Source organism: Sulfitobacter dubius (genome assembly GCF_900113435.1).
GTDB classification, from domain to species: domain Bacteria; phylum Pseudomonadota; class Alphaproteobacteria; order Rhodobacterales; family Rhodobacteraceae; genus Sulfitobacter; species Sulfitobacter dubius.
In genome coordinates, this window is sequence record NZ_FOPG01000001.1 from 216,678 (window position 1) to 236,798 (window position 20,121).

General features: G+C 62.6%; 24 protein-coding genes, 2 tRNA genes and 1 riboswitch. Of the genes, 3 read left to right on the forward strand and 23 right to left on the reverse strand.

Annotated elements, in window-relative coordinates:
* Window positions 1-32: 32 nt before the first annotated feature.
* From BM229_RS01035 to BM229_RS01055, 5 genes are all read right to left on the reverse strand, one after another.
* Window positions 33-833 (reverse strand): lytic murein transglycosylase, encoded by an 801-nt coding sequence (locus BM229_RS01035; protein ID WP_093925858.1) that lies wholly within the window; start codon window positions 831-833, stop codon window positions 33-35.
* A gap of 98 nt (window positions 834-931) precedes the next feature.
* On the reverse strand, window positions 932-1,162 hold the full coding sequence (locus BM229_RS01040) for a hypothetical protein (protein WP_093925859.1): 231 nt from the start codon (window positions 1,160-1,162) through the stop codon (window positions 932-934).
* Between the two features lie 84 nt (window positions 1,163-1,246).
* Entirely contained in the window at window positions 1,247-1,837 is a 591-nt protein-coding gene (locus BM229_RS01045) for an exopolysaccharide biosynthesis protein (protein ID WP_093925860.1), read from the reverse strand.
* A gap of 139 nt (window positions 1,838-1,976) precedes the next feature.
* Window positions 1,977-3,383 (reverse strand): type I glutamate--ammonia ligase, encoded by a 1,407-nt coding sequence (glnA, locus tag BM229_RS01050; RefSeq protein ID WP_093925861.1) that lies wholly within the window; start codon window positions 3,381-3,383, stop codon window positions 1,977-1,979.
* A gap of 49 nt (window positions 3,384-3,432) precedes the next feature.
* On the reverse strand, window positions 3,433-3,771 hold the full coding sequence (locus tag BM229_RS01055) for a P-II family nitrogen regulator (RefSeq protein WP_067266338.1): 339 nt from the start codon (window positions 3,769-3,771) through the stop codon (window positions 3,433-3,435).
* Window positions 3,772-3,984: 213 nt separating this feature from the next.
* Here BM229_RS01055 and BM229_RS01060 point away from each other — a divergent pair, with 213 nt between their 5' ends.
* Complete coding sequence (locus tag BM229_RS01060) at window positions 3,985-4,848, forward strand: NAD(P)H-hydrate dehydratase (protein WP_093925862.1); 864 nt, start codon at window positions 3,985-3,987, stop codon at window positions 4,846-4,848.
* On the opposite strand, the gene BM229_RS01065 is transcribed toward BM229_RS01060, so the two are convergent.
* A complete protein-coding gene (locus BM229_RS01065; protein WP_093925863.1) occupies window positions 4,836-5,357 on the reverse strand; it encodes a Hint domain-containing protein in 522 nt (173 codons plus the stop codon). The two genes, BM229_RS01060 and BM229_RS01065, sit on opposite strands and share 13 nt — an antisense overlap.
* A gap of 132 nt (window positions 5,358-5,489) precedes the next feature.
* Between BM229_RS01065 and BM229_RS01070 the strand changes: the two genes are divergently transcribed.
* Window positions 5,490-5,573, forward strand: a tRNA-Leu gene (locus BM229_RS01070).
* 60 nt (window positions 5,574-5,633) lie between these two features.
* On the opposite strand, the gene BM229_RS01075 is transcribed toward BM229_RS01070, so the two are convergent.
* Genes BM229_RS01075 through BM229_RS01105 form a run of 7 tightly spaced genes read right to left on the reverse strand, consistent with a single transcriptional unit; the run spans window position 5,634 to window position 12,122 of the window.
* On the reverse strand, window positions 5,634-6,563 hold the full coding sequence (locus BM229_RS01075; RefSeq protein WP_093925864.1) for an AEC family transporter: 930 nt from the start codon (window positions 6,561-6,563) through the stop codon (window positions 5,634-5,636).
* A gap of 33 nt (window positions 6,564-6,596) precedes the next feature.
* Window positions 6,597-7,394, reverse strand: a complete 798-nt coding sequence (locus BM229_RS01080) for an MBL fold metallo-hydrolase (protein WP_093925865.1) — start codon at window positions 7,392-7,394, stop codon at window positions 6,597-6,599.
* Window positions 7,394-8,200: a TatD family hydrolase gene (locus BM229_RS01085; RefSeq protein ID WP_093925866.1), complete on the reverse strand. Its 807-nt coding sequence runs from the start codon at window positions 8,198-8,200 to the stop codon at window positions 7,394-7,396. The genes BM229_RS01080 and BM229_RS01085 overlap by 1 nt, the downstream gene beginning before the upstream one ends.
* 13 nt (window positions 8,201-8,213) lie before the next feature.
* Window positions 8,214-9,326: a DNA polymerase III subunit delta' gene (locus BM229_RS01090; RefSeq protein ID WP_093925867.1), complete on the reverse strand. Its 1,113-nt coding sequence runs from the start codon at window positions 9,324-9,326 to the stop codon at window positions 8,214-8,216.
* A 47-nt stretch (window positions 9,327-9,373) separates the two neighbouring features.
* Entirely contained in the window at window positions 9,374-10,018 is a 645-nt protein-coding gene (tmk, locus tag BM229_RS01095) for a dTMP kinase (protein WP_208604004.1), read from the reverse strand.
* On the reverse strand, window positions 10,015-11,205 hold the full coding sequence (locus tag BM229_RS01100) for a D-alanyl-D-alanine carboxypeptidase family protein (protein ID WP_093925868.1): 1,191 nt from the start codon (window positions 11,203-11,205) through the stop codon (window positions 10,015-10,017). The genes tmk and BM229_RS01100 overlap by 4 nt, the downstream gene beginning before the upstream one ends.
* A 23-nt stretch (window positions 11,206-11,228) precedes the next feature.
* A complete protein-coding gene (locus tag BM229_RS01105) occupies window positions 11,229-12,122 on the reverse strand; it encodes an SPOR domain-containing protein (RefSeq protein WP_244152086.1) in 894 nt (297 codons plus the stop codon).
* A 247-nt stretch (window positions 12,123-12,369) separates the two neighbouring features.
* Between BM229_RS01105 and BM229_RS01110 the strand changes: the two genes are divergently transcribed.
* Window positions 12,370-12,459: transfer RNA gene (locus BM229_RS01110), tRNA-Ser, on the forward strand.
* 22 nt (window positions 12,460-12,481) lie between these two features.
* Here the strand turns inward: BM229_RS01110 and BM229_RS01115 are convergent.
* From BM229_RS01115 to thiD, 10 genes are read right to left on the reverse strand one after another with little or no spacing between them, the layout of a single operon-like run.
* Entirely contained in the window at window positions 12,482-13,234 is a 753-nt protein-coding gene (locus BM229_RS01115; RefSeq protein WP_093925870.1) for an ABC transporter permease, read from the reverse strand.
* The gene (locus BM229_RS01120) at window positions 13,234-13,971 is read right to left on the reverse strand and encodes an ABC transporter ATP-binding protein (RefSeq protein WP_093925871.1); all 738 of its coding nucleotides are present in this window, start codon (window positions 13,969-13,971) and stop codon (window positions 13,234-13,236) included. Before BM229_RS01120 ends, BM229_RS01115 begins: the two co-directional genes overlap by 1 nt.
* Window positions 13,968-14,651 (reverse strand): TenA family protein, encoded by a 684-nt coding sequence (locus BM229_RS01125; RefSeq protein ID WP_093925872.1) that lies wholly within the window; start codon window positions 14,649-14,651, stop codon window positions 13,968-13,970. Before BM229_RS01125 ends, BM229_RS01120 begins: the two co-directional genes overlap by 4 nt.
* The gene (locus BM229_RS01130; RefSeq protein WP_093925873.1) at window positions 14,648-15,595 is read right to left on the reverse strand and encodes an ABC transporter substrate-binding protein; all 948 of its coding nucleotides are present in this window, start codon (window positions 15,593-15,595) and stop codon (window positions 14,648-14,650) included. The genes BM229_RS01125 and BM229_RS01130 overlap by 4 nt, the downstream gene beginning before the upstream one ends.
* A gap of 36 nt (window positions 15,596-15,631) precedes the next feature.
* Window positions 15,632-16,594 carry a HesA/MoeB/ThiF family protein gene (locus BM229_RS01135; protein ID WP_093925874.1) on the reverse strand — a complete coding sequence of 321 codons (963 nt, stop codon included), beginning with the start codon at window positions 16,592-16,594 and terminating at the stop codon, window positions 15,632-15,634.
* Entirely contained in the window at window positions 16,591-17,187 is a 597-nt protein-coding gene (locus tag BM229_RS01140; RefSeq protein ID WP_093925875.1) for a thiamine phosphate synthase, read from the reverse strand. Before BM229_RS01140 ends, BM229_RS01135 begins: the two co-directional genes overlap by 4 nt.
* Window positions 17,184-17,945 (reverse strand): thiazole synthase, encoded by a 762-nt coding sequence (locus tag BM229_RS01145; RefSeq protein WP_093925876.1) that lies wholly within the window; start codon window positions 17,943-17,945, stop codon window positions 17,184-17,186. Before BM229_RS01145 ends, BM229_RS01140 begins: the two co-directional genes overlap by 4 nt.
* Window positions 17,946-17,948: 3 nt before the next feature.
* Window positions 17,949-18,146 carry a sulfur carrier protein ThiS gene (gene thiS / locus BM229_RS01150; protein WP_093925877.1) on the reverse strand — a complete coding sequence of 66 codons (198 nt, stop codon included), beginning with the start codon at window positions 18,144-18,146 and terminating at the stop codon, window positions 17,949-17,951.
* The gene (locus BM229_RS01155) at window positions 18,136-19,116 is read right to left on the reverse strand and encodes an FAD-dependent oxidoreductase (protein ID WP_093925878.1); all 981 of its coding nucleotides are present in this window, start codon (window positions 19,114-19,116) and stop codon (window positions 18,136-18,138) included. The genes thiS and BM229_RS01155 overlap by 11 nt, the downstream gene beginning before the upstream one ends.
* Entirely contained in the window at window positions 19,109-19,912 is an 804-nt protein-coding gene (thiD, locus tag BM229_RS01160) for a bifunctional hydroxymethylpyrimidine kinase/phosphomethylpyrimidine kinase (protein WP_093925879.1), read from the reverse strand. The genes BM229_RS01155 and thiD overlap by 8 nt, the downstream gene beginning before the upstream one ends.
* Before the next feature lie 66 nt (window positions 19,913-19,978).
* A riboswitch (TPP riboswitch) is annotated at window positions 19,979-20,075 on the reverse strand.
* Window positions 20,076-20,121: the final 46 nt, after the last annotated feature.

A 20,121-nucleotide genomic window follows, 5' to 3' on the forward strand; every position in this document is an offset into this window, starting at 1 on the left:
GACGCGCCGCTGCTTAACAAATTTTAAGAAGTTCAGCCGTCGATGCGGCTGGCCATGATGGCGATGGCCTTTTGATAGACGCCCGCTGCGTTCCACGCCTGAATGACGCGGAAATTCGGTTGGCCTTCTTGATATCCGGCGCCGGGCTGCCAGCCTTTTTGGCGCAGGAAGTTGGCGGTGGAGGCGATGGCATCCGCTTCGCTATAGAAATCCACGCGGCCGTCGCCGCTGCCGTCCACGCCGTAGTTCAATGCGTTGCCGGGCAGAAACTGCGTGTGGCCCAACTCACCATGTTTCGCGCCTTTGGTGTTTGGCGTGATAGCGCCCCGATCCACCAGTTTCAGCGCGCCAATCGCATGGGGCACGAAAAAATCAGAGCGGCGGCAGTCATAGGCCAGCGTCGTGATGGCCGAGACGACAGCACTATCGCCCATGAAACCGCCAAAGCCCGTCTCCATCCCGTGGATCGCCAACAGAACGCCCGCGGGCACGCCGTAGCGCTGTTCTAGCGAGCTATAGAAACCGGCATTGCGCGCTTTACGTTTGCGGCCTTGGGCCACAATCGTATCTGCGCCGCGCACCTGCATGAACTTGGACAGAGAATATTTGAACGATTTCTGATTGCGGTCTGCGGCGATCGTGCCGTTGGCATAGCGCGCACTTGCCAAAGCGTTCAGGCCGGGCTGGCCGACACCAGCGGCGCGGGCCTCTTGGGCAAAGGCACCTTTCCAAGCTTCAAATCCATTGGCCGTATTGCCGCATTGCGCGGCCAAAGTAGGCGCGGCCACGAACGTGCAGATGGCCGCGGTGGTGGTGAAAAGTGTTTTGAACATGAGTTTGACCCTCTGCGTGTGTATTACCGGGCAAAGGTTAGCCCAAACGGGCAACGGTTCAACTAAGTTGGTATATGAAGCGGAAAATCTTTTTGCCGTCACCGGGGCAGAAGTGCGCGCACATAGCCAAAGACGACATCCGCCCATGCGTCCACCTGTGGCACGCTGCCTTGCGCTAAACTCGCCCCGCCAAAGAGCATGCCGATGGTCACTAAAAAGATCAGCCCCTTGCGGCTTCGCTTTGCACCGCGACGTTTGCTCTCCACGCGCTTGGCGCGTTCTTGGATGCGCATCACCCGATCGTCAAATGTGGTCGTTGAAATCGCCATCGAATCTGCTTCCTTTGCAGGGTTTCGTGACAACTTGGTCAAGCGGTGTGGCTGTTTTGTGGCGGTGAAGGGGCGCGTAGGTGGTTAGCCCGCAAAAAACAGGTTTGCCCCGGCAAAGGTTGCAATGCCCGCGCCGATAAAGCCCAAGAGCATCAACAATCCATCCCGGTACAATAACGCCAATCCAAAGATCGAGATGACGATCATCGGGGCCGAGGTTGCAAATGGCACTACCTCCAACGGGGGCACCGACAGGCAGAGGCATAGGATCACAGCGCAGGCGAGCTTTTGACCGGTGGGGCCAGCGACGCGCGAAAGACGGGCGTGAAGCTTTTCGTCAATCCATTCCGAGATGGGGCGCAGCCATTCGACGGATTTCAATACCTTCGACGCCCCCAGATCCCGCCGACGCAGCCAATTCGGGGCCCAGAAATGCGCATAGCCCATCAACATGCGCAGGGCGAGGATCGCCACCAGCAGCGCGAGCAAGGTCGGAAAACCGGGAATGCCACCCAGTGGTGTCAATTCGATTAACGGAAGGACGGCGAGGGCAGGGCCATATCCGCGCTCATCAAGTGCGTCGATCAACTGGCCCACTTCTACGGTGTCTTTGCCTTCGGAGGCGTCTTTGATCTCTCCAATCACATCCATAAGCGCTGACGATTGATCTGCCATAGTACGCACCTTACTTCCTGCGCTTCTCTAGCAAGCCAACGCGGGGCGGAAGCCTCTGTTCCACGCCTCAATAGCAAAAGGGCGCGGTGTGATCCGCGCCCTTTCAAAACTTATCCAACTGCCCTGAGGGCCAGAAAGATTAGCAGCTGTAGTACATGCCGAATTCAACCGGGTGCGGGGTCTGTTCGAATTTCAGAACCTCTTCGGTTTTCAGCGCGATATAGCCTTCGATCTGGTCGCGGGTGAACACGTCACCGGCCAGCAAGTAATCCATGTCCTTGGACAGCTCGTCGAGCGCTTCGCGCAGCGAACCTGCCACTGTCGGGATGTCCGCCAGCTCTTCTGCGGGCAGGTCATAGAGGTTCTTGTCCATCGCCTCGCCCGGATCGATTTTGTTCTTGATGCCGTCAAGGCCGGCCATCAACAGGGCCGAGAACGCCAGATAGGGGTTCGCCGCCGGATCGGGGAAACGGGCTTCGACGCGCTTGGCTTTGGGGCTTTCGGTCCATGGGATACGCACGCAGCCCGAACGGTTACGCGCGGAATAGGCGCGCAGAACGGGGGCTTCGAAACCGGGGATCAAACGCTTGTAGCTGTTGGTCGTTGGGTTGGTGAAGGCGTTGAGCGATTTGGCATGGCTCAGGATGCCGCCGATGAACCACAGGGCTTCTTGGCTAAGGTCAGCATATTTGTCGCCTGCAAACAGCGGCTTGCCGTCTTTCCAGATCGACATGTTGACGTGCATACCCGACCCGTTATCGCCAAAGATCGGCTTGGGCATGAAGGTCGCCGATTTGCCATAGGCATGGGCCACATTGTGAACAACGTATTTGTACTTCTGGATTTCGTCAGCTTGCTTGGTCAGCTCACCAAAGATCAGACCCAGTTCATGCTGGCAGGACGCAACCTCATGGTGGTGCTTGTCGACCTTCATGCCTAGGCGCTTCATGGTCGAAAGCATCTCAGCGCGCAGGTCTTGCGCTTCGTCCACCGGGTTCACCGGGAAGTAGCCGCCCTTGAGGCCCGGGCGGTGGCCCATGTTGCCCATTTCATACTCGGTGTCGGAGTTCCACGAGCCGTCGGATGCATCAACTTCGTAGGATACTTTGTTGACCTTGTTGGAGAACTTCACATCGTCAAAGAGGAAGAACTCAGCCTCGGGGCCAAAATAAGCGTTGTCGCCAATGCCGGAAGACTTGAGGTAAGCTTCGGCCTTTTCGGCGGTGCCGCGCGGGTCGCGCTCATAGCTTTCGCCGGTGTCGGGCTCAGCGATCGAGCAATGCACACAGATGGTGGTTTCGGCATAGAAAGGGTCGACATAGGCGGTGCTCACATCGGGCATCAGCTTCATGTCGGAGGCTTCGATGCTTTTCCAACCAGCGATGGACGAGCCGTCGAACATAAAGCCTTCTTCGAGGAAGTCTTCGTCGACCAGATCGCTCACGATGGTAACGTGCTGCAAAGCGCCGCGGGTGTCAGTGAATCGGATGTCGACATATTCAATGCCTTCATCCTTGATTTTGCTCAGGAATTCCTGGGTATCCATCGTGTAGGTCCTTTATGGTCTATTCGTAGTCTGGGCCCGAGGGCCGTTGTCAAAGTGCGTCTGAACCGGATTCACCGGTACGGATGCGAATTGTTTGTTCTACAGGGGAAACGAAGATTTTGCCGTCACCGATTTTCTCCGTCTTGGCGGCGTCGACGATGGCTTCAATAGCAGCATCGACCTGATCGTCATCCAATACCACTTCGACCTTCACTTTGGGAAGGAAATCTACAACATATTCCGCACCCCGGTAGAGTTCGGTGTGGCCTTTTTGACGGCCAAAGCCTTTGACTTCAATGACGCTGAGGCCTTGAACACCCACATCTTGAAGGGCTTCTTTGACTTCGTCGAGTTTGAACGGCTTGATGATGGCTTCGATCTTTTTCATGGTATTCCCCTGACAATTCCCGCGCATTTATGCTCTGGTTTTTGACAGAGCATCCCGCCCGCGTAACGTCCAGCGCCGGGCAGGGGGTTACATGGCGCGACGGAAGCATTTGCCAAGGGTCGATTAGAATTTGCGCAGGTTGCCTAAAGATCGGGCAGTAATGAATCGGATGTTGGGCTGTACCTTTGCGGGGTGGTTGCTACTTCTCTCACTATGCAGATTTCACAGATCACCCGCGACACCCTTGATGTCACATTGCTGGGCAAAAAGCCGGGGCATAAGTATGACCACGGCCATGCGCTGGTCCTGTCAGGCGGGCCGGGGAAAACCGGGGCCGCGCGCATGGCGGCACGGGGGGCATTGCGGATCGGCGCAGGGGCGGTAACACTGGGCGTGCCGCCTGCCGCTCAGCTTGAAGTGGCGGTGCAGGTCACGGCGATCATGCTTGAACGCATTCCCGACGGCGCGGCACTTGCTGACGTGCTAAAAGATAACCGTATCAGCGCGCTCTGCCTCGGCCCGGCTTTGGGGTTGGGCGCGCGGGCTGCCGGATTGGTGAAGGCGGCGCTTGCCGCGCCATCTGTGGTGTTGGATGCCGATGCGCTGACCTTGATGTCGCAAGATGCTGAGATATGCGCGGGTCTTCATCCCCGGTGCATCCTGACACCGCATATGGGTGAGTTCGCGCGGCTGGCCCCCGATCTCGCCGAGGCTGCCAAGGCCGAACGGCCCAGCGCAAAGGCCTGGGCGGCCCGCGAAGCGGCAGCGCGCTTTGGTTGTGTGGTTTTGCTCAAAGGGCCAGAGACGGTCATCGCCACGCCGGAGGGGCATGTGCGGCGTCACTGCGCCACTCACGACCGGGCAACCCCATGGTTGGCCACGGCAGGGGCCGGGGATGTGTTGGCAGGGTTCATCACAGGGCTACTGGCGCGGGGGATCGAACCGCTTGAGGCGGCATCCCTGGCCACATGGCTGCACGCCGAAGCAGCGCTGACCCATGGCCCCGGTTTGATTGCTGAGGATTTACCAGACCTGTTGCCGCAGGTGCTTCGTGCCTTGAATGTTCAAGCGGCGTGAAGCACCGCGCCCCGCGCGCGGGCAGCATCGGCGGTGCCAAGTTCTAACCCATCGGCGTAGATAATATGCGGACCGTCGCAGAAAATCTGGATCAGCGTCGTTTCTTCTTCGCCCAGATCGGTAATGAATTCGTCATCCACCAGCGCCCGCGCGGCGACCAAGGCCCGCTCAGAGTTGAACAGTGCCCGTGCGCGCCAATCACGGACCAGCACCATTTGATCCCCGGCAAGCTGCGCATCACGTTCAGGCCGTGTATGGCCTAATGATCCAGCCGCCAAAGAAATACGCCGCGCCTTTCGAGTGGAGCGTTGGATATGCAAAATCTTTGCGAAACCGCTATCGCGCGTGATGATCCGATCCCCGACGGAGAGATACTCAACCGGAATTTCGCCATCCAGCGTTAGAATAAGGGCGCCCTGCACAAGACCAGTGTCCAGCGCAGCATAGGGGGAAAACTGGCCCGCATGGCGATCATTGCCGCCTACGCACCCGACCGTATTCGGTTTCATGGGCGTTTCTTTCTGTTGTACCTGCTCAGGTATGATCAACCATATGCAAACATCTAGTTAATGTCTTGTGTTTTTTGCTCTCGCATCTGCCGCGCGGGTTTGCTAATCAGCGCGGGCACCGGTTGGTGCAGTGCGGGTGTGGCGGAATTGGTAGACGCACCAGATTTAGGTTCTGGCGCCTATGGCGTGGGGGTTCGAGTCCCTTCACCCGCACCACTTCCCCCCTTATGATTGCAAATGCTGCAGGGCGTTCGTCGCGTGAATTCCCGCTGAGGCTTAGCCCAGCACACTCAGCCAGAGCCAAACCGTCAGGATCGAACTGCCCGTTGCGATCAGCACCGAACTGGCTGCCACACGCCGTGCGCGGCCGTACATATTGGCAAAAATATAGGCGTTGAACCCCGGTGCCATCGCCGCCGTCAGCACGCCGGACCGAAATCCCGCCTGCGGCAGATCAAGCGCGGTGCCAAAGGTCCAAACCAGAGCAGGGTGCACCAATAGCGCAATCGCACAGACCATAAGGATCGCTTTCATGTCGCCTTCGGGCTTGTACTGAAGCAAGATCCCACCAAGGGCGAAGAGGGCCGCTGGCAGGGCGGCGCGTACAATCAGCGACAAGGCGTCATCTACCACGCCGGGAATCGGCAGACCGCTGAGGTTAACGGCAAAGCCCCCCAGAATCGATATGACCAGCGCATTGCGGAACATCGCCCGGCTAACATTGCGCAAAAGCGACAAACCCGACTGCCCCCGGTTGCGCACGAACTCCATCACCGTGATCCCCAAGCCATAGCAGAAAGGCGCATGGAACGAGAGAATCGCATAGTTCCCTGCCAGCGCCTCCGGCCCGTAGGCCCGTTCGGTGATCGGCAGGCCCAAAAGGATCGAGTTTGAGAACAGACAGCAAAACCCGATCGCCCCGCTGTCCTCCCAATCGCGGCGGAACAGCAGCCGCGCGCCAAGAATGCCAAGCGCAAAGCAAAGCGCCGCACCGCCGTAGAAACTGCCCAAAAGGCGTGGGTCATAGCTGCTGGACAGGTCAATGCGGGCAATGGCTTGGAACAGCAGGCAGGGGATGGCGAAATTCTGGGTGAACTTCATCACCCCATCGATGCCGGAGACGGGGAAAAGCCCGCGCCAGACGGCGACATACCCAAATCCGATGACCAGAAAGACCGGCAGGATGACGTCTAAAAGAGTTTGCACGAATATGGCCTTTAAAAAGCGCGGAATGCCTCGTCAGAGGGGGAAATGCAGGGTCAGCCCATCATAGGCCGGTTGAATGTGCGCGGCTGTCTCAGCGGCAAGGGTCTGGTAATCAAGATCGTTATGCAGATTGGTCAGCACAGCCGTTTTTGGCTGCACCCGGTCGATCCACTCCAGCGTCTGCGCCAAATGGCTATGGGTCGGATGTGGATCACGGCGCAGCGCGTCAACGATCCAGCAGCGCAGGTTGTCCATCATCGGCCAGCAGTCCTCGGGGATGGCCGAGACATCGGGCAGATAGACGATATCGTCAAAGCGAAAACCAAGCGCGTCGATATTGCCGTGGGTGACGGTGAAGGGTGTGAATTTCAGCGTGCCGCCGGGGCCGTCGATGCTGACCTCTCCGGTGATGTCATGCATATCGAGGATCGGCGGATAACTGGACCATTCGGGCTGCACAAAGGCATAGCCAAACCGCTCAATCAGCGCGTCCCGTGTGGGCGCATCGGCCCAGACCGGCAGCCGCGCGCGCATGTTCATCACGACCATGCGCAGGTCATCCAGCCCGTGCACGTGGTCCGCATGGGCGTGGGTGTAGATCACCGCATCAAGCCGCCCGATGCCCGCGTCGAGGAGTTGACTGCGCATGTCGGGGGAGGTGTCGATCAATACGGTGGTGGTGCCTGCCTCCGTCACCCGCTCGACAAGGATCGAACAGCGGCGGCGGGCGTTCTTGGGCTCATTCGGGTCGCAAGCGCCCCAGTGGCCGCCGATACGCGGGACACCCCCAGAAGAGCCGCTGCCCAATATGGTCACCCGCAGCTCAGCCATCAGTGCGCGGGCTCCCAAGCGGCGGCTTTCGCGAAGAGACGCTCAAAATTCGCCTGCGTGCGGGCCGCGAAATCGGCGTAGTCGAGGCCAAAGGTCTCTGCCGCACGGCGGGCGGTATGGGCGGTGAAGGCAGGCTCATTCGGCTTGCCGCGATGCGGCGGCGGGGCGAGATAGGGCGCGTCGGTTTCCACCAGAATACGGTCGAGCGGGGCGGCGGCGAAAATATCGCGCAGCTCCTGCGACTTGGGGAAGGCGGTGATGCCGGACATCGACAGGTAGAACCCCAGATCAAGCGCAGCACGCGCCAGTTCAGCGGAGGAGGAGAAGCAATGCATGACGCAGCTATAGGCGCCATTCGCATGTTCCTCGCGTAGGATGCGGGCCATGTCGTCATCCGCGTCGCGGGCGTGAATGATGAGCGGCAGCCCACTTTCCCGCGCCGCGGCGATATGGATGCGGAGAGAGGTCTTTTGCACCTCGGCACTCTCGGCGGTGTAGTGGTAATCAAGGCCAGTCTCACCGATGCCGACCATCTTGGGATGCTGGGTCAGGGAGAGCAGTTCGTCGACGGAAGTCAGGGGCTCTTCGGCAGCGGACATCGGATGGGTGCCTGCGGCGTAGAAAACCGGATCATGCGCTTCGGCGATGGCGCGCACGGCGGGCTCATTCTTTAGCCGGGTGCAAATGGTGACCATGCGCGTGACGCCTGCGTCAGCGGCGCGGGCGATGACGCCGGGCAGGTCTTCTTGCAGGCTCTCGAAGTCGAGGTGGCAGTGGCTGTCGGTGATCTGGGGCGTGTCGGTCATGCTGTCCTTTCGGCTATCGCGGCGCCGTCTGGCCTATTTGCCGCAGGGTATCTAGGACCAGCGCGGCAGGGTCAAGGTTCACCGCCAGCCCGTGGCGGGCGCGGTCGGATATCTGTTGTGCGGCATCGGCCCAAGCGCGGCCCTGCGCGGGGCTGGGCGAAAGGCGCTGCAGCACGGCGATCTCATCGGGGCAGGCGGCGCGCGCGGGCGGCGCACCGGTGGCCCCGGTGCGCGCCAGACGGACCAGCAGCAGGTCCAGCAGGGTAAAGAGCAGGTCGAGCTTGGCCTCGGCTCCGCGCTGTGCTGCGGCTTCGGCCAGTTTGATGGCGCGGCCCCGGTCGAGTTGCGGCAGCGAAGAGATCAGGCCGACGAGATCGGCATAGGTTTTGACCCCGCCCATCAGCGACAGGCGCAGCGCCCCGCCGACCGACCCGCCGGAAAGCTCGGACAGTGCGGCGGGATCGTCTTGGACCTCCACCCCCGAGCCGGCCAGCGCCTCGGCCATCTGGTCCGCGTCAAGTGTGCCGAGCCGCAGCGTCCGGCAGCGCGAGCGGATGGTGGGCAGCAGGCTGGAGGGTTGGTGGCTCAGCAGCAGCAGGATCGCCCGCTCTGGCGGTTCTTCCAGCATCTTGAGCAAGGCATTGGCGGCGTTGGGGTTCATCTCATCCGCGTCGTCGATGATGACCACGCGTCGGCCCCCGTCGGCGGCGGACATCTGGAAGAAGCCGTTCAAAGCGCGGATGTCATCGACGACGATCTGCTTGCGCATTTTCTTGGTATCGGGGTTCATCGTGCGGGTAACGGATTTCAGCCCCGCTTCGGCCCCGGCGGCCACACGGCGGGCGACAGGATGCTCGGGGTCGATCTCAAGCGTGTCAGCCGGGGGCAGATCAAACATGCCGCCATCGGGGTCGGGCGTGGCCAAAAGAAACCGCGCGATGCGCCATGCCAGCGTCGCCTTGCCGACGCCGCGCGGGCCGGTCAGCATCCATGCGTGGTGCAACTTTCCGCTGTTAAAGGCGTCGAGAAAGGCAGCCTCGGCTGCGCTTTGGCCGATCAGTTTCGGCGTGTCGCGCGGGTGGCGGGCACCTTCCACACGATCTGGCTGGGGGGCTTCGTCTGTCATGGCCTCGGTCTAGCATGTTTCGCCGCAGAGGGAAGCGGGCAGGGCGATCACCCCAGATGGGCGGTCACGGTCGTGGTCACATCACGCGCAACGCTGTCAATATCGCGGCCCCCGTCGATTACTTGGAAACGGTGGCTGAATTCCTCGGCAAGGCTGAGAAAGCCCGCCCGCATCTTGGCCTGAAGCTCGACGCCGAAATCCTCGAAACGTTCTTCTGCCGTCTGGCGCGACAAGGCGCGTTCGAGACCGTTTGCCGGGTCCATGTCGATCAGGATGGTCAGGTCAGGCTCCACACCGATCATCAGCGCATGCAGATCATCTACCATCTGCCGCAGATCACCGCGCGACAGGCCCTGATACATCCGCGTGCTGTCAGCAAAACGGTCGCAGATGACGATCTTTCCTGCCTCCAGCGCGGGGCGTATGGTGCGCTCCAGATGGTCACGTCGCGCGGCGGTGAAAAGCAGGATTTCCGTCTGCGCCGACCAGCGGTCGGGATCGCCTTGCAACACCAGCGCGCGGATTTCCTCAGCCCCCGGGCTGCCGCCCGGTTCGCGGGTCAGCACCACATCATGGCCCTGCGCTGTCAGATGGTCTGCCAAAAGCCGTGCTTGGGTGGATTTGCCGGACCCGTCAATGCCTTCAAAGGTGACAAACAGACCCGGCGTGCGGGTCTTTTCTATAGTCGTCACGAAGCTTCCGCTTCCACTTCGGGGGCGGCCTGCGGCCCGGCGTTGAGGCGGTTCATCAGATGCATTGCGGCGGCGGTCATCTTGACCATGAAGCCGCCCGGAGAGATGGAGGCGGAAGCCACCAGCGGCACGCGCATGGCTGGCAATTCTCCCCGATCGATTACCAACTCGCCCAATTCGTCGCCTTTGCTGATCGGCGCTTGGAATGGGCCGGTATAGATCACTTCGGCTTCGATCTCATCGCCGCCGGTGACGGGCACCAGCATCGACAGATCGTCTTTCAGTTCAAGTCCCACAGATTGGGTGGTGCCAAGTGCCACAGGTGCTTCGGCGATCTGTGTGCCTGCTTCGCCCAGATTACGCTGGGTGAATTGGCGGAAAGCCCAATTGACCACCGATTCAGCTTCTTGTGCGCGGGCGGCTGCACTGTCGAGGCCGGAAAGCACAAAGATCACCCGGCGATTGCCCTGCTTGGCCGAGCCGACAAGCCCATAGCCTGCCTCATTGGTGTGACCGGTCTTCAGGCCATCCGCGCCGATGCCAAGGCCCAGCAAAGGGTTGCGGTTGGTCTTGTTCTGCGGTGCGCGGCCATCAAAGGCAAATTCGCGTTCGGCAAAAAGCGGGTAGAACTGCGGGTAATCCGAGATGATCCGGTTCGCCAGCAGACCGAGGTCACGCACCGACATCAGATGCCCTGCCTGCGGCCAGCCGTTGGAATTGGCAAAGGTAGAATTGGTCATTCCCATCTGTTGTGCGCGCTGTGTCATCAGCCGGGCAAAGCCGTATTCTGTGCCATCGGGGCTGAGAGCCTCGGCGATCACGGCGCTTGCGTCATTGCCTGACAGAACGATGACACCACGGATCAGGTCTTCGACCGACACGCGGTCGGTGGTGTCGAGGAACATCGTCGAGCCGCCATAGGACATGGCGTGTTCGGACACCGGCAATTCCTCAACCAGATCAAGCCCGCCATTCTGCTTGCCACGCTCGACGGCCTCAAAAGCCATATAAAGCGTCATCAGCTTGGACATTGATGCGGGCGGCAGCGGTTCATCCGCGTTCTTGGCCAGCAGCACGGTGCCGGTGGTTTGATCCAGCACATAGGCGGCGGTGGCGCGGGTGTCGAAAGCGGCGGCAGGCTGGAGCGTGAGCACCAGTGCCACGGCGGCGGCAAAAAGGCGGATCATAGGAAGCATTTCCTCCGGTTTTGTCAGTTCGACACGGCGTAGGCGTCGGTAAAGCCCTCAGCTTTGACCTTCTTGAGAAGGCTGTCGAGTTCGGATTGGCTTGTGGCGGGGCCGATCACCACGCGCCAGAAGGGTTTGTTGTTTATAGAGCTTTCTTTGACGGTGGGCACCATGCCCGCGCCGCGCATCTGTTTGGCCGTGCGGGTGGCATTGGCCTCCACACTAAAGATACCAAGTTGCACGAAGGGTTTGGAAAGCTTGGCTCCAGCCGCCGGGCCGGCCGGTTTTTGGGCCGCAGGTGCGGGCGCTGCTGCCGTCGGCGTGGTGCTGGCTGCTGCCTTAGCAGGTGCCGTCGCGGCAGGCTCCAACGCTGTGGCTGTCACGGGGGCCGGGGCGGCAATGGCGCTTGTCGCATCGCCGGTATTTTCCGCCTCAAAGCTTTCCTCAGGTGCCGCGCTTTCTTCGCGGCGCAACGCGGTTACGTTGAGCGGCGCCGGGGCGCCCGCCAGAATGCCAAGTGCCGCGGCAGCGTCCGAAGAGATTTGCAATTTCGGGCCGGGCAGTTCCCGCTCGCGCCGGAACAGCGCGCCGATCACGAATTTGCCATTGGCCTCATTGCGGACGATCACGCGCTCAGGTTCGGTCACGTCAGGGTGCGCCACCCAGACCCCGCCGAGCGAGGGGCGACCGTCCCAAAGGCCCTCATCTGTGGCCGAGAATACTTCGGGTGCTTCGACATCGCGCTCAACCAGTTTGGTCGAGGTGCTGCGCGGCGCGCTGGCGCCGTCCTTTGTGCCGAAGGGCAGGCTGAAATCGCCGCCTTCACAACCTGCCAGCAATCCGATTGCGAGAATGCTCACACCTAAGCCCGCTGCGCGGCGTTTCTTGGTGCGCAACGGTTGATTGTCCCTGCTCATGCCTTTGATGTCCTTGCCTGCTGTCGTCGCGCATCGCGACCCATGTCCCGCGAGAATGTCGCGCCGTTGGATCGGCACGCCCTACGCCCCTCTGAAAGGGACTTTGGCGCACGATAACCTGACCAAGCGCCTGTGAAAAGGCCGCCGACAGAAGATCGGCGAATTTCCCCAAGGTTGTGCTGGGGGTTAGGGGGCGAAAATGTGTATTTGCCGAATCAATCAGAGCGCTCTAGGAGGAGCGTGCTGCGGAGGAGTGGCAGAGTGGTCGAATGCACCGGTCTTGAAAACCGGCGTGCGTGAGAGCGTACCGTGGGTTCGAATCCCACCTCCTCCGCCACCATCCCCTTAATCGCAGCCCGCTATGTATAGAACCGCCGCGCCGCCCAGCGGGCCAGCGCTTCGACGATCACCCACAACATTAATGACAGCGCAGCCAGCACCATCAGTGCTGCAAACATCATTGCCGTCTGGCCGCGGCCATTTGCCATCAGCATCAGATGCCCCAGCCCGCGGGATGACCCAACCCATTCGCCGATCAACACCGCCAACGGTCCATAGACCACAGCAAGGCGCAGGCCAGAGATCAAACCGGGCACGGCGTGAGGCAGGCGCAGCAGCAGCGTTTCGCGCCAGCGGCTGGCCCCGGCAAGGCGCGATAGATCGCCAAGGCCGGGGGGAAGCGCCATCAGGCGGTCGAACAAAGACGAGGCGATGGGGAAATAGGTAACAAGGGCGATGGTTACGATTTTGGACGGCATGCCATAGCCGAGCCAGAGCGTAATGACCGGCGCAAGGGCAAAGACGGGCACGGCTTGAGCCACAACCAGCATCGGGCGCAGCAGCCAGCGCGCGTGGCGGGATAGGGTCAGCAACAGCGCGGTTTCGATCCCTAGAAAAACCCCCACTCCAAGGCCGAGCGCGAGGTTGCCCGCTGACCAAAGGGCGTTCTGCCACAGCAGCGTGGCATTCGCACCAAGCGCTTGCAGCACAAGCCACGGCCCCGGCAAGATAAAACGCGGCACACCGCTGAGGGTGACAACCAACTGCCAAACTGCGACCGCAAGCCCAAAGCTTACCGCGCCGCGCCATACTCTATGTCCGGTAAATGGCATCAGGCGGCTTTGTCGGGAAAGGTGAGGCCCATCCGGCGCAGCAAATCCGCTTGGGCTGCGAGGGTATCGGGCGCATCAATACGGCGCGGGGGCGGCGGGGAAGGTAGGGCGCAGGGTGAAATCCCGCGGCGCGCCACGATCCATGCGTGATTGGCCAACCGCAGGGCTTCGGCAGGGTCATGGGTGATCAATACAACGGTCCGTCCCGCCAGCAGCCGGGCGGCCAAACCCTGCATCTGATGGCGGGTCACCACATCGAGCGCAGAAAAGGGCTCATCCAGCAGGACAATGTCGCGCCCCTCATAGAGCGTGCGGGCTAAGGCGACGCGCTGGCGTTGACCGGCGGAGAGTTCGGCAGGTCTGCGATCCGCCTCTGAACCCAATCCGACCTCGGCCAAAAGCGCCTCAGCGCGCTTAGGGTCGGGGCGTTCTCCGCGCAGGCGGGCGGCGATTGTGACATTCTCTAAGGCGCCAGCCCAAGGCAGCAGCTGATCGTCCTGCGCCATCATCGTCACGCGCGGCGCAAGATGCGCACCGTCCTCTGCTGTGATCTGCCCGTGCAGCCGCGCCGCACAGGGCAACCCGGCCAGCAGACGCAGAAGCGAGGTCTTTCCGACGCCCGAGGGGCCAAGAAGCACGCTCCATTCGCCGCCGGGCAAGGTGATGTCAAAGAGGTCAATCAAAGTGGCTTTGGCACCTTGTAAAACCCCCGCAAGATGGATCGCAGGAGCGGTCATGCGCCAATCGGCGAAAGCGCCATGTTCCAAAACCCCACCTCAAGCCGTGTCGCGGTATCAAACCGCGATTGTAGCATCGTCGTGCGCGGCAATGATTGCCATTCCGGCCCCAGACGCCGTTCTAGCGCACCATCGATCAGCGCTCCCACATCACGGCACAGGGCTTGGTATTCCTCCCCTCCATAGACGGCGCACCAATCGGCATAGGGGCCGGTGCTGCCTTTGAGCCGAAAACCGATCTCGCCGTAGCCTAAAACACAGGGCGCGAGGGCGGCCGTGAGATCAAGGAAATCACCGGAATAGCCGGCCTCTAACACATAGCGGGTATAGGCGAGGTTGCCGGGGGCTTCTGCCGTGGCCTCAAGCGTCACGCGGTCGATGCCGTGGGCTGCACAGGTTTCTACATGCAGCGGCATCTCGACATGAACCAGCGCATGAACTGTGGCGCTGGCGGCGGCCATCTCATCCAGCGTTTCCGCCTTGGCTGCAGCCAGCGCCCAAGCGCGGGCGAAGTGGATCAGAAAGACGTAATCTTGCTGCAGGTAATGCAGGTAGCTCGCCTGTGGCAGGGTGCCGTCGCGCAGCCCTTCGACGAAGGCATGGCAGGTGTAATCCCGCCAGACCTGTCCGGCCCCAGCGCGCCATGAGGCAAAGGCACGGCCATAGTCGGGGGCCGTCATGGCTTGGCCTTCGCGGTCACATCCACCACCAGATCGGTGGCAGGGATTGTCGTCTCAACCACGCCGCTTTCCTGCATGAAGGTCTCAAAGCGATCGTAGCGCCCATGGTCCACGGCAGCGGGGCGGGTGGCGAAACGCGGCCAAGTGTCTTCCCACGCGCGGGTGTTCAACTCGTTACGCAGTTCGGCGTCGGAGGCAAAGAAGACCTCTCCGCTGGCGGTCGGATCATTCACGATATCGGCGGCGGCCCGTTCGGTGGCACGCAGGAAACGGGCGATCATGTCGCGGTCCATCTCTTCGGCATGGGCGACGTAGATCAACTCGTCATAGGCTGGCACGCCTTCGGCTTCGGGATAGAAGCAGCGGCCCTCATGGCCTTCGATCTGCATCTGGTTCAACTCGAAATTGCGGAACGCGCCAATTACACCATCAACTTGGCCTGACATCAGGGCGGGGGAAATCGACCAGCCGATGTTGACTTGCTCAACCTCTGAGGGGTCCACACCATTGTTGCTCAGCATCGCGTCCAGCAGCATCTCCTGCACGCCCGCCACGGCAAAGCCTACTTTGCGCCCTTTAAGATCGGCCATCTCCTGCACCGGGCCATCGGCGCGGACGACAAGGCAGGTGAGCGGGGTCTCAATCAACGTGCCGACACGGCGCAGGTCCAGCCCTTCGCGCTGGGCGAGATGCAGATCTGGTTGGTAGGAGACCGCAAGATCGACCCGGCCCGCCGCGACCATGCGCGGCGGCTCATTCGGGTCGGCGGGGGAGATCAGTTCGACCTCCAGCCCCGCATCGGTGAAATAGCCGTTTTCTTGCGCTAGAATGATCGGCCCATGATCGGGGTTGATGAACCAGTCCAGCATGACGGTCATTTTATCCTGAGCCAGCGCAGGCGCAGCAATCAGGGTCAGGGCAAGGGGGGCGAGGATGTTTTTCACGGGTAGGCTCCAATATAATGTTTGTTCAGAAAAGGATCAGGCACCGGGCAGGGCCAGCAGGGCGATCTCACCCGGCCAGCGGGTGCGAAGGGTGTTGGCTGCGTGATGCGCGCGCAGGCCGGTGCGGCAGGCGAGCACGATGCGGGATGTGTCGGGCGGTAGCGGCATGTCGGGCAGCGCATCGGGCGGGACATAGCACGCTTGGGGTGAGAATGGCGCGGGCGCTTCGGCACGCAGGTCGATGACCCGATCGCGGGGGGTGATCTGGCTTTCGGCAATGAAAGGTGTCAGCGTTTCAGGCTCGGGTGCGCCGTCAAATCGAAAGCCCGACATGCGCCAATTTGCGGCGTCCCAGATCATCAGCTGCCCAAGCGGGGAGGGCGCGAGCCCCAGCAGCACCGACAGCGCCATCTGCGCCTGCGCCGCGCCGATCATCCCCACCACGGGGCCCAAGACGCCCGCCGTGGCACAGGTGGCTGCCGTTTGCGGCAGGTCAGGGAAGATGGAACGGAGCGAGGGGGCATCCCCGCAAAAACCGCCGACATAGCCCGACAGTCCAAGCGCCGACGCCGAGATCAGCGGTTTGCCCTGTGCCAAGGCCCCATCCGACAGCGTCAGGCTGGCGGCGAACGTATCCGCGCAGTCGAGGGCGATATCGCATTCCGCAAGCAATGCGGGCGCATTGGCGGGGGTGAGCCATTCAGCGCGGGGCATAACCGTTACCTCGGGGTTCAGTGCTGCCATGGCCTTTGCGGCGGCACTGACCTTGGGCCTGTCGATATCATCCATGCGGTAGAGCGGTTGGCGGTGCAGATTACTCATCGCCACTACGTCGCCATCGACCAGCGTGATCTGCCCAACACCGGCACCGACGAGGTATTGCAGCACCGGCACCGCCAGCGCTCCGGCGCCGACGACCAGAACCCGCGCCGCAGCCAACTGTGCTTGGCCTTCCGCACCGACCTGCGGCAGAACGGTCTGACGGGCATAGCGGCTCATGCCGTCACCTCAAGCCATTCGCGCATCCGCGCCTCGGGGTCGGCGTTCAGCGTGATATCCGTGACCGCCGCCACCGTATCAGCCCCGGCGGCAAAGGCCCCCGGCGCGCGGGCGACGCTCATCCCGCCGATGGCACACAGCGGGATATCACCGATCCGCGCCTTCCATTCGGTCAGCCGGTCGAGGCCCTGTTCGGTCCATTTCATCTTTTTCAGGATCGTCGGATAGACGGGGCCGAGGGCGATGTAGTCGGGGGCGAGGGCCAGCGCGCGGTCAAGTTCGGCGTGGTCATGGGTCGACAGGCCCAGTTTCAGCCCGGCGGCGCGGATCGCGGGGATGTCGGCTGTGTCCAGATCCTCTTGGCCCAGATGCAGCCAGTCGGCCCCCAGTTCGATCGCCAATTCCCAATGGTCATTCACCACCAGCAGCGCGCCGTGTTGGCGGCAGAGGTCGAGCGCGGTGGTGATCTCGGTCCGCCGCACCTCCTCCGGCGCGTCCTTGATGCGCAGTTGCACCAGCTTCACGCCCAAGGGCACCGCCCGCGCGACCCATGCAGCACTGTCAAAAACGGGATAAAAACGCGGCAAGCTCATAGCCAAGCCTTTCCGATGACGGGGGTGGAGGGCACGGCCATGTCACGCTGGCCCATGGGGCCGGAGGCAGCGGCAAGCGCGCCCGCGCGGCAGGCCAGCGCAAAGGCTTCGGCCATGGCAGCGGGGTCACGAGCCTCGGCCACGGCGGTGTTTAAGAGTACCGCATCGAACCCCATCTCCAACGCTTGCGCCGCATGGCTGGGCAGGCCAAGGCCCGCATCAATCACCATCGCCACATCGGGAAATGCCGCCCGCAGGCTGCGCAGCCCGTGCAGATTGTTCAGCCCCAGCCCCGAGCCGATCGGCGCGCCCCAAGGCATCAGCACCCGGCAGCCCGCATCGACCAGCCGCGCGGCCAGCACCTGATCCTCGGTTGTGTAGGGGAAGACCTCGAATCCATCGGCGCAGAGCGCTTCGGCGGCCTCGACCAGCCCGAAGGGATCGGGTTGCAGGGTGTCGGCATGACCGATGACCTCCAGCTTGATCCAATTGGTGCCGAAATACTCCCGCGCCATCTGCGCCGTGGTGATGGCCTCGCGCGCGGAATGGCAGCCGGCGGTGTTGGGCAGCAGATGTACGCCAAGCCCGCGCACCATGTCCCAAAACGCCTGACCCGCGCCCTGTTCGCGGCGCAGCGAAACGGTTGCGACCGGCGCGGCGCTTTGGCGAAAGGCGGCCTCCATCACCGCGGGCGAGGGGTAGCGTGCGGTGCCTAGCATCAGGGGCAGGGGCAGGGTGGTGCCGTAGAAGTCGCGCATCGCTCAGCCCCCCTGCATGGCGCTGAGCACTTCAAGCCGGTCGCCGTCGCTGAGCGTCGTCGCACCCCGCGCGCCTGCGGGGACGAAACTGCCGTTGAGCGCGGTGGCGACTTTCGCCTCGCCCCAGCCAAGCTCCACCAATGCCGCATCAAGCTGCGCGGCCGCGACCTCACGCGTCTCGCCGTTCACTTCAATCTTCACGGAATAAATCCCCCGTTGTCGCTGTTGCAAGAAAGGCCGCCGCTTGTTCGGCCAAGGCCGGAGCCATCAAAAATCCATGCCGAAACAATCCATTAAGGTGCAGCGTCGCGCCGCGCTGGACGATTCCGGGCAGGTTGTCGGCAAAGGCGGGGCGCAGGTCGGCGCCCATCTCAATGATCTCGGCTTCGGCAAAGCGCGGGTCGAGCGCATATGCCGCCGAGAGCAGTTCCAGCGCCGAGCGCGCGGTCATTTGGGCACGGCTGGCGCTTTCGATCTGGGTCGCGCCCAGCATGTAAATTCCGTTCCCGCGCGGCACCACGTAGAGCGGGTGGCGCGGGTGCAGCAGGCGGATCGGGCGGGTGAGGGTGATCTCAGGCGCGCGCAGCAAGATCATCTCGCCGCGCACCGCCCGCAGTCCGGGCAGAGCGTCGCTGGCGGCCATGCCCCGGCAGTCGATCACCGGGCCTGCGGCTTCCGACGGGGCGAGGGCCGTGGTCTCGACCGTGACGCCCGCGGCGACAAGCGCTTGGGTGAGGTCTTGTAGCGCTTGGCGCGGGTTCAGATGCGCTTCTTCGGCAAAGAACAGCCCGCGCCGATGACGCCCGGCGAGGTCCGGCTCGCATTCTGCAATGGCTTCGGCGTCGCAGTCGCTGTGGCCCTCGGTGCGGGCGGCGAAGCGCTGCAATTCCGCGCGGTCCCGCTCGGGGGCGAGGACCAGCGTGCCCCTGTGGGTGACCTCAGTGACCTCTCCCCACAGCGCCGCGGCACGTCGCCCGTGGGTCACCACCGCAGGCTCGCTCAGCGCCCCTTCGCAGAAGGGCGCGAGCATCCCGCCCGCCCACCATGAACAGCCATGCGGCCCGGGCGTGCCTTTGCGGTCGACCAACCGGGTCCGCAGCCCCTGCGCCAGACAGGCCCGCGCGGCCCAAAGCCCCGCAACGCCTGCGCCGATGATAGTGACGTCACTCATGGGGCCAGACGCCGTGAAAATGATGCACTGGCCCGTGGCCGTGGCCGATGTTGAGGGCGTCTGCTGCGGCGATGGCGCTTTGCAGATAGCTATGGGCGGCCTCCACCGCCTGCGGCAGAGGTAGGCCCCGCGCCAGTCCGGCAGCAATGGCGGCGGAGAGCGTGCAGCCGGTGCCATGGGTGTTCGCCGTCTGCTGGCGGGGCGCGGAAAGGCGCAGGGTGTCGGCCTCTGAAATCAGCAGGTCCACACAGGTTTCCCGCTTGCCATGCCCGCCCTTCATCAGCACCGCGCCGGGACCGGCAGAGAGCAAAGCGCGGCCCTGCGCCAACATCGTGGCCTCATCGGTGGCCTCCTGCGTGCCCAGCAACCGCGCGGCTTCGGGCAGGTTCGGCGTCAGCACATGGGCGAGGGGCAGCATCCGGTCGCGCAGGGTGGCCACCGCCTCGGGGGAGAGCAGCGCATCGCCGGATTTCGCCACCATCACCGGGTCGAGTACCACCGGGGCGCGGGAATTGGCGAGCCCGTCAGCCACGGCATTGATTGTCTCAGGATCGCCCAACATGCCGATCTTGACCGCGCCAATCGCCAGATCATCAAAGACTGCCGCCATCTGTGCGCGGATCATTTCGGGGGAGATCATCTCGACCCCAGTGACCGCGCGGGTGTTCTGCGCCGTCACGGCGGTGAGCACGCTGGCACCATAAACGCCAAGTGCGCTGAAGGTCTTGAGGTCGGCTTGAATCCCCGCCCCGCCGCCGCTGTCGGAACCCGCAATCGTCAGTGCTTGAAACGCCATTTGGCCCCCATTCTTCAGATGGGCCAAGGGCGTGTGGATACGGGATAAACGACGGGCCGCATGGGGCCGATGCTTGGTTCCGTTCCCTACGCCGGTACGACCCGGATCAGGTTCGATGGGTCGGTTTTCACCTCTCAGCCTTGCGGCACCCCAACGGATTTCGGGCAGGCTAGCGAGGGGCGTTCATAGGGTCAACAGGGGATCTTTTA

What these genes read in the sequence shown, in the direction of transcription:
- BM229_RS01040 (WP_093925859.1), bottom strand. Translation starts at nt 1,162, where the DNA reads ATGGCGATTTCAACGACCACATTTGACGATCGGGTGATGCGCATCCAA.
- BM229_RS01135 (WP_093925874.1), bottom strand. Translation starts at nt 16,594, where the DNA reads ATGAGCCGCTATGCCCGTCAGACCGTTCTGCCGCAGGTCGGTGCGGAA.
- BM229_RS01105 (WP_244152086.1), bottom strand. Translation starts at nt 12,122, where the DNA reads ATGAGCAGGGACAATCAACCGTTGCGCACCAAGAAACGCCGCGCAGCG.
- BM229_RS01090 (WP_093925867.1), bottom strand. Translation starts at nt 9,326, where the DNA reads ATGACAGACGAAGCCCCCCAGCCAGATCGTGTGGAAGGTGCCCGCCAC.
- BM229_RS01035 (WP_093925858.1), bottom strand. Translation starts at nt 833, where the DNA reads ATGTTCAAAACACTTTTCACCACCACCGCGGCCATCTGCACGTTCGTG.
- thiD (WP_093925879.1), bottom strand. Translation starts at nt 19,912, where the DNA reads ATGGCGTTTCAAGCACTGACGATTGCGGGTTCCGACAGCGGCGGCGGG.
- BM229_RS01145 (WP_093925876.1), bottom strand. Translation starts at nt 17,945, where the DNA reads ATGCGCGACTTCTACGGCACCACCCTGCCCCTGCCCCTGATGCTAGGC.
- BM229_RS01060 (WP_093925862.1), top strand. Translation starts at nt 3,985, where the DNA reads ATGCAGATTTCACAGATCACCCGCGACACCCTTGATGTCACATTGCTG.
- BM229_RS01085 (WP_093925866.1), bottom strand. Translation starts at nt 8,200, where the DNA reads ATGACCGACACGCCCCAGATCACCGACAGCCACTGCCACCTCGACTTC.
- BM229_RS01140 (WP_093925875.1), bottom strand. Translation starts at nt 17,187, where the DNA reads ATGAGCTTGCCGCGTTTTTATCCCGTTTTTGACAGTGCTGCATGGGTC.
- BM229_RS01055 (WP_067266338.1), bottom strand. Translation starts at nt 3,771, where the DNA reads ATGAAAAAGATCGAAGCCATCATCAAGCCGTTCAAACTCGACGAAGTC.
- BM229_RS01080 (WP_093925865.1), bottom strand. Translation starts at nt 7,394, where the DNA reads ATGGCTGAGCTGCGGGTGACCATATTGGGCAGCGGCTCTTCTGGGGGT.
- BM229_RS01100 (WP_093925868.1), bottom strand. Translation starts at nt 11,205, where the DNA reads ATGATCCGCCTTTTTGCCGCCGCCGTGGCACTGGTGCTCACGCTCCAG.
- BM229_RS01155 (WP_093925878.1), bottom strand. Translation starts at nt 19,116, where the DNA reads ATGAGTGACGTCACTATCATCGGCGCAGGCGTTGCGGGGCTTTGGGCC.
- glnA (WP_093925861.1), bottom strand. Translation starts at nt 3,383, where the DNA reads ATGGATACCCAGGAATTCCTGAGCAAAATCAAGGATGAAGGCATTGAA.
- BM229_RS01120 (WP_093925871.1), bottom strand. Translation starts at nt 13,971, where the DNA reads ATGACCGCTCCTGCGATCCATCTTGCGGGGGTTTTACAAGGTGCCAAA.
- BM229_RS01115 (WP_093925870.1), bottom strand. Translation starts at nt 13,234, where the DNA reads ATGCCATTTACCGGACATAGAGTATGGCGCGGCGCGGTAAGCTTTGGG.
- BM229_RS01125 (WP_093925872.1), bottom strand. Translation starts at nt 14,651, where the DNA reads ATGACGGCCCCCGACTATGGCCGTGCCTTTGCCTCATGGCGCGCTGGG.
- BM229_RS01045 (WP_093925860.1), bottom strand. Translation starts at nt 1,837, where the DNA reads ATGGCAGATCAATCGTCAGCGCTTATGGATGTGATTGGAGAGATCAAA.
- BM229_RS01065 (WP_093925863.1), bottom strand. Translation starts at nt 5,357, where the DNA reads ATGAAACCGAATACGGTCGGGTGCGTAGGCGGCAATGATCGCCATGCG.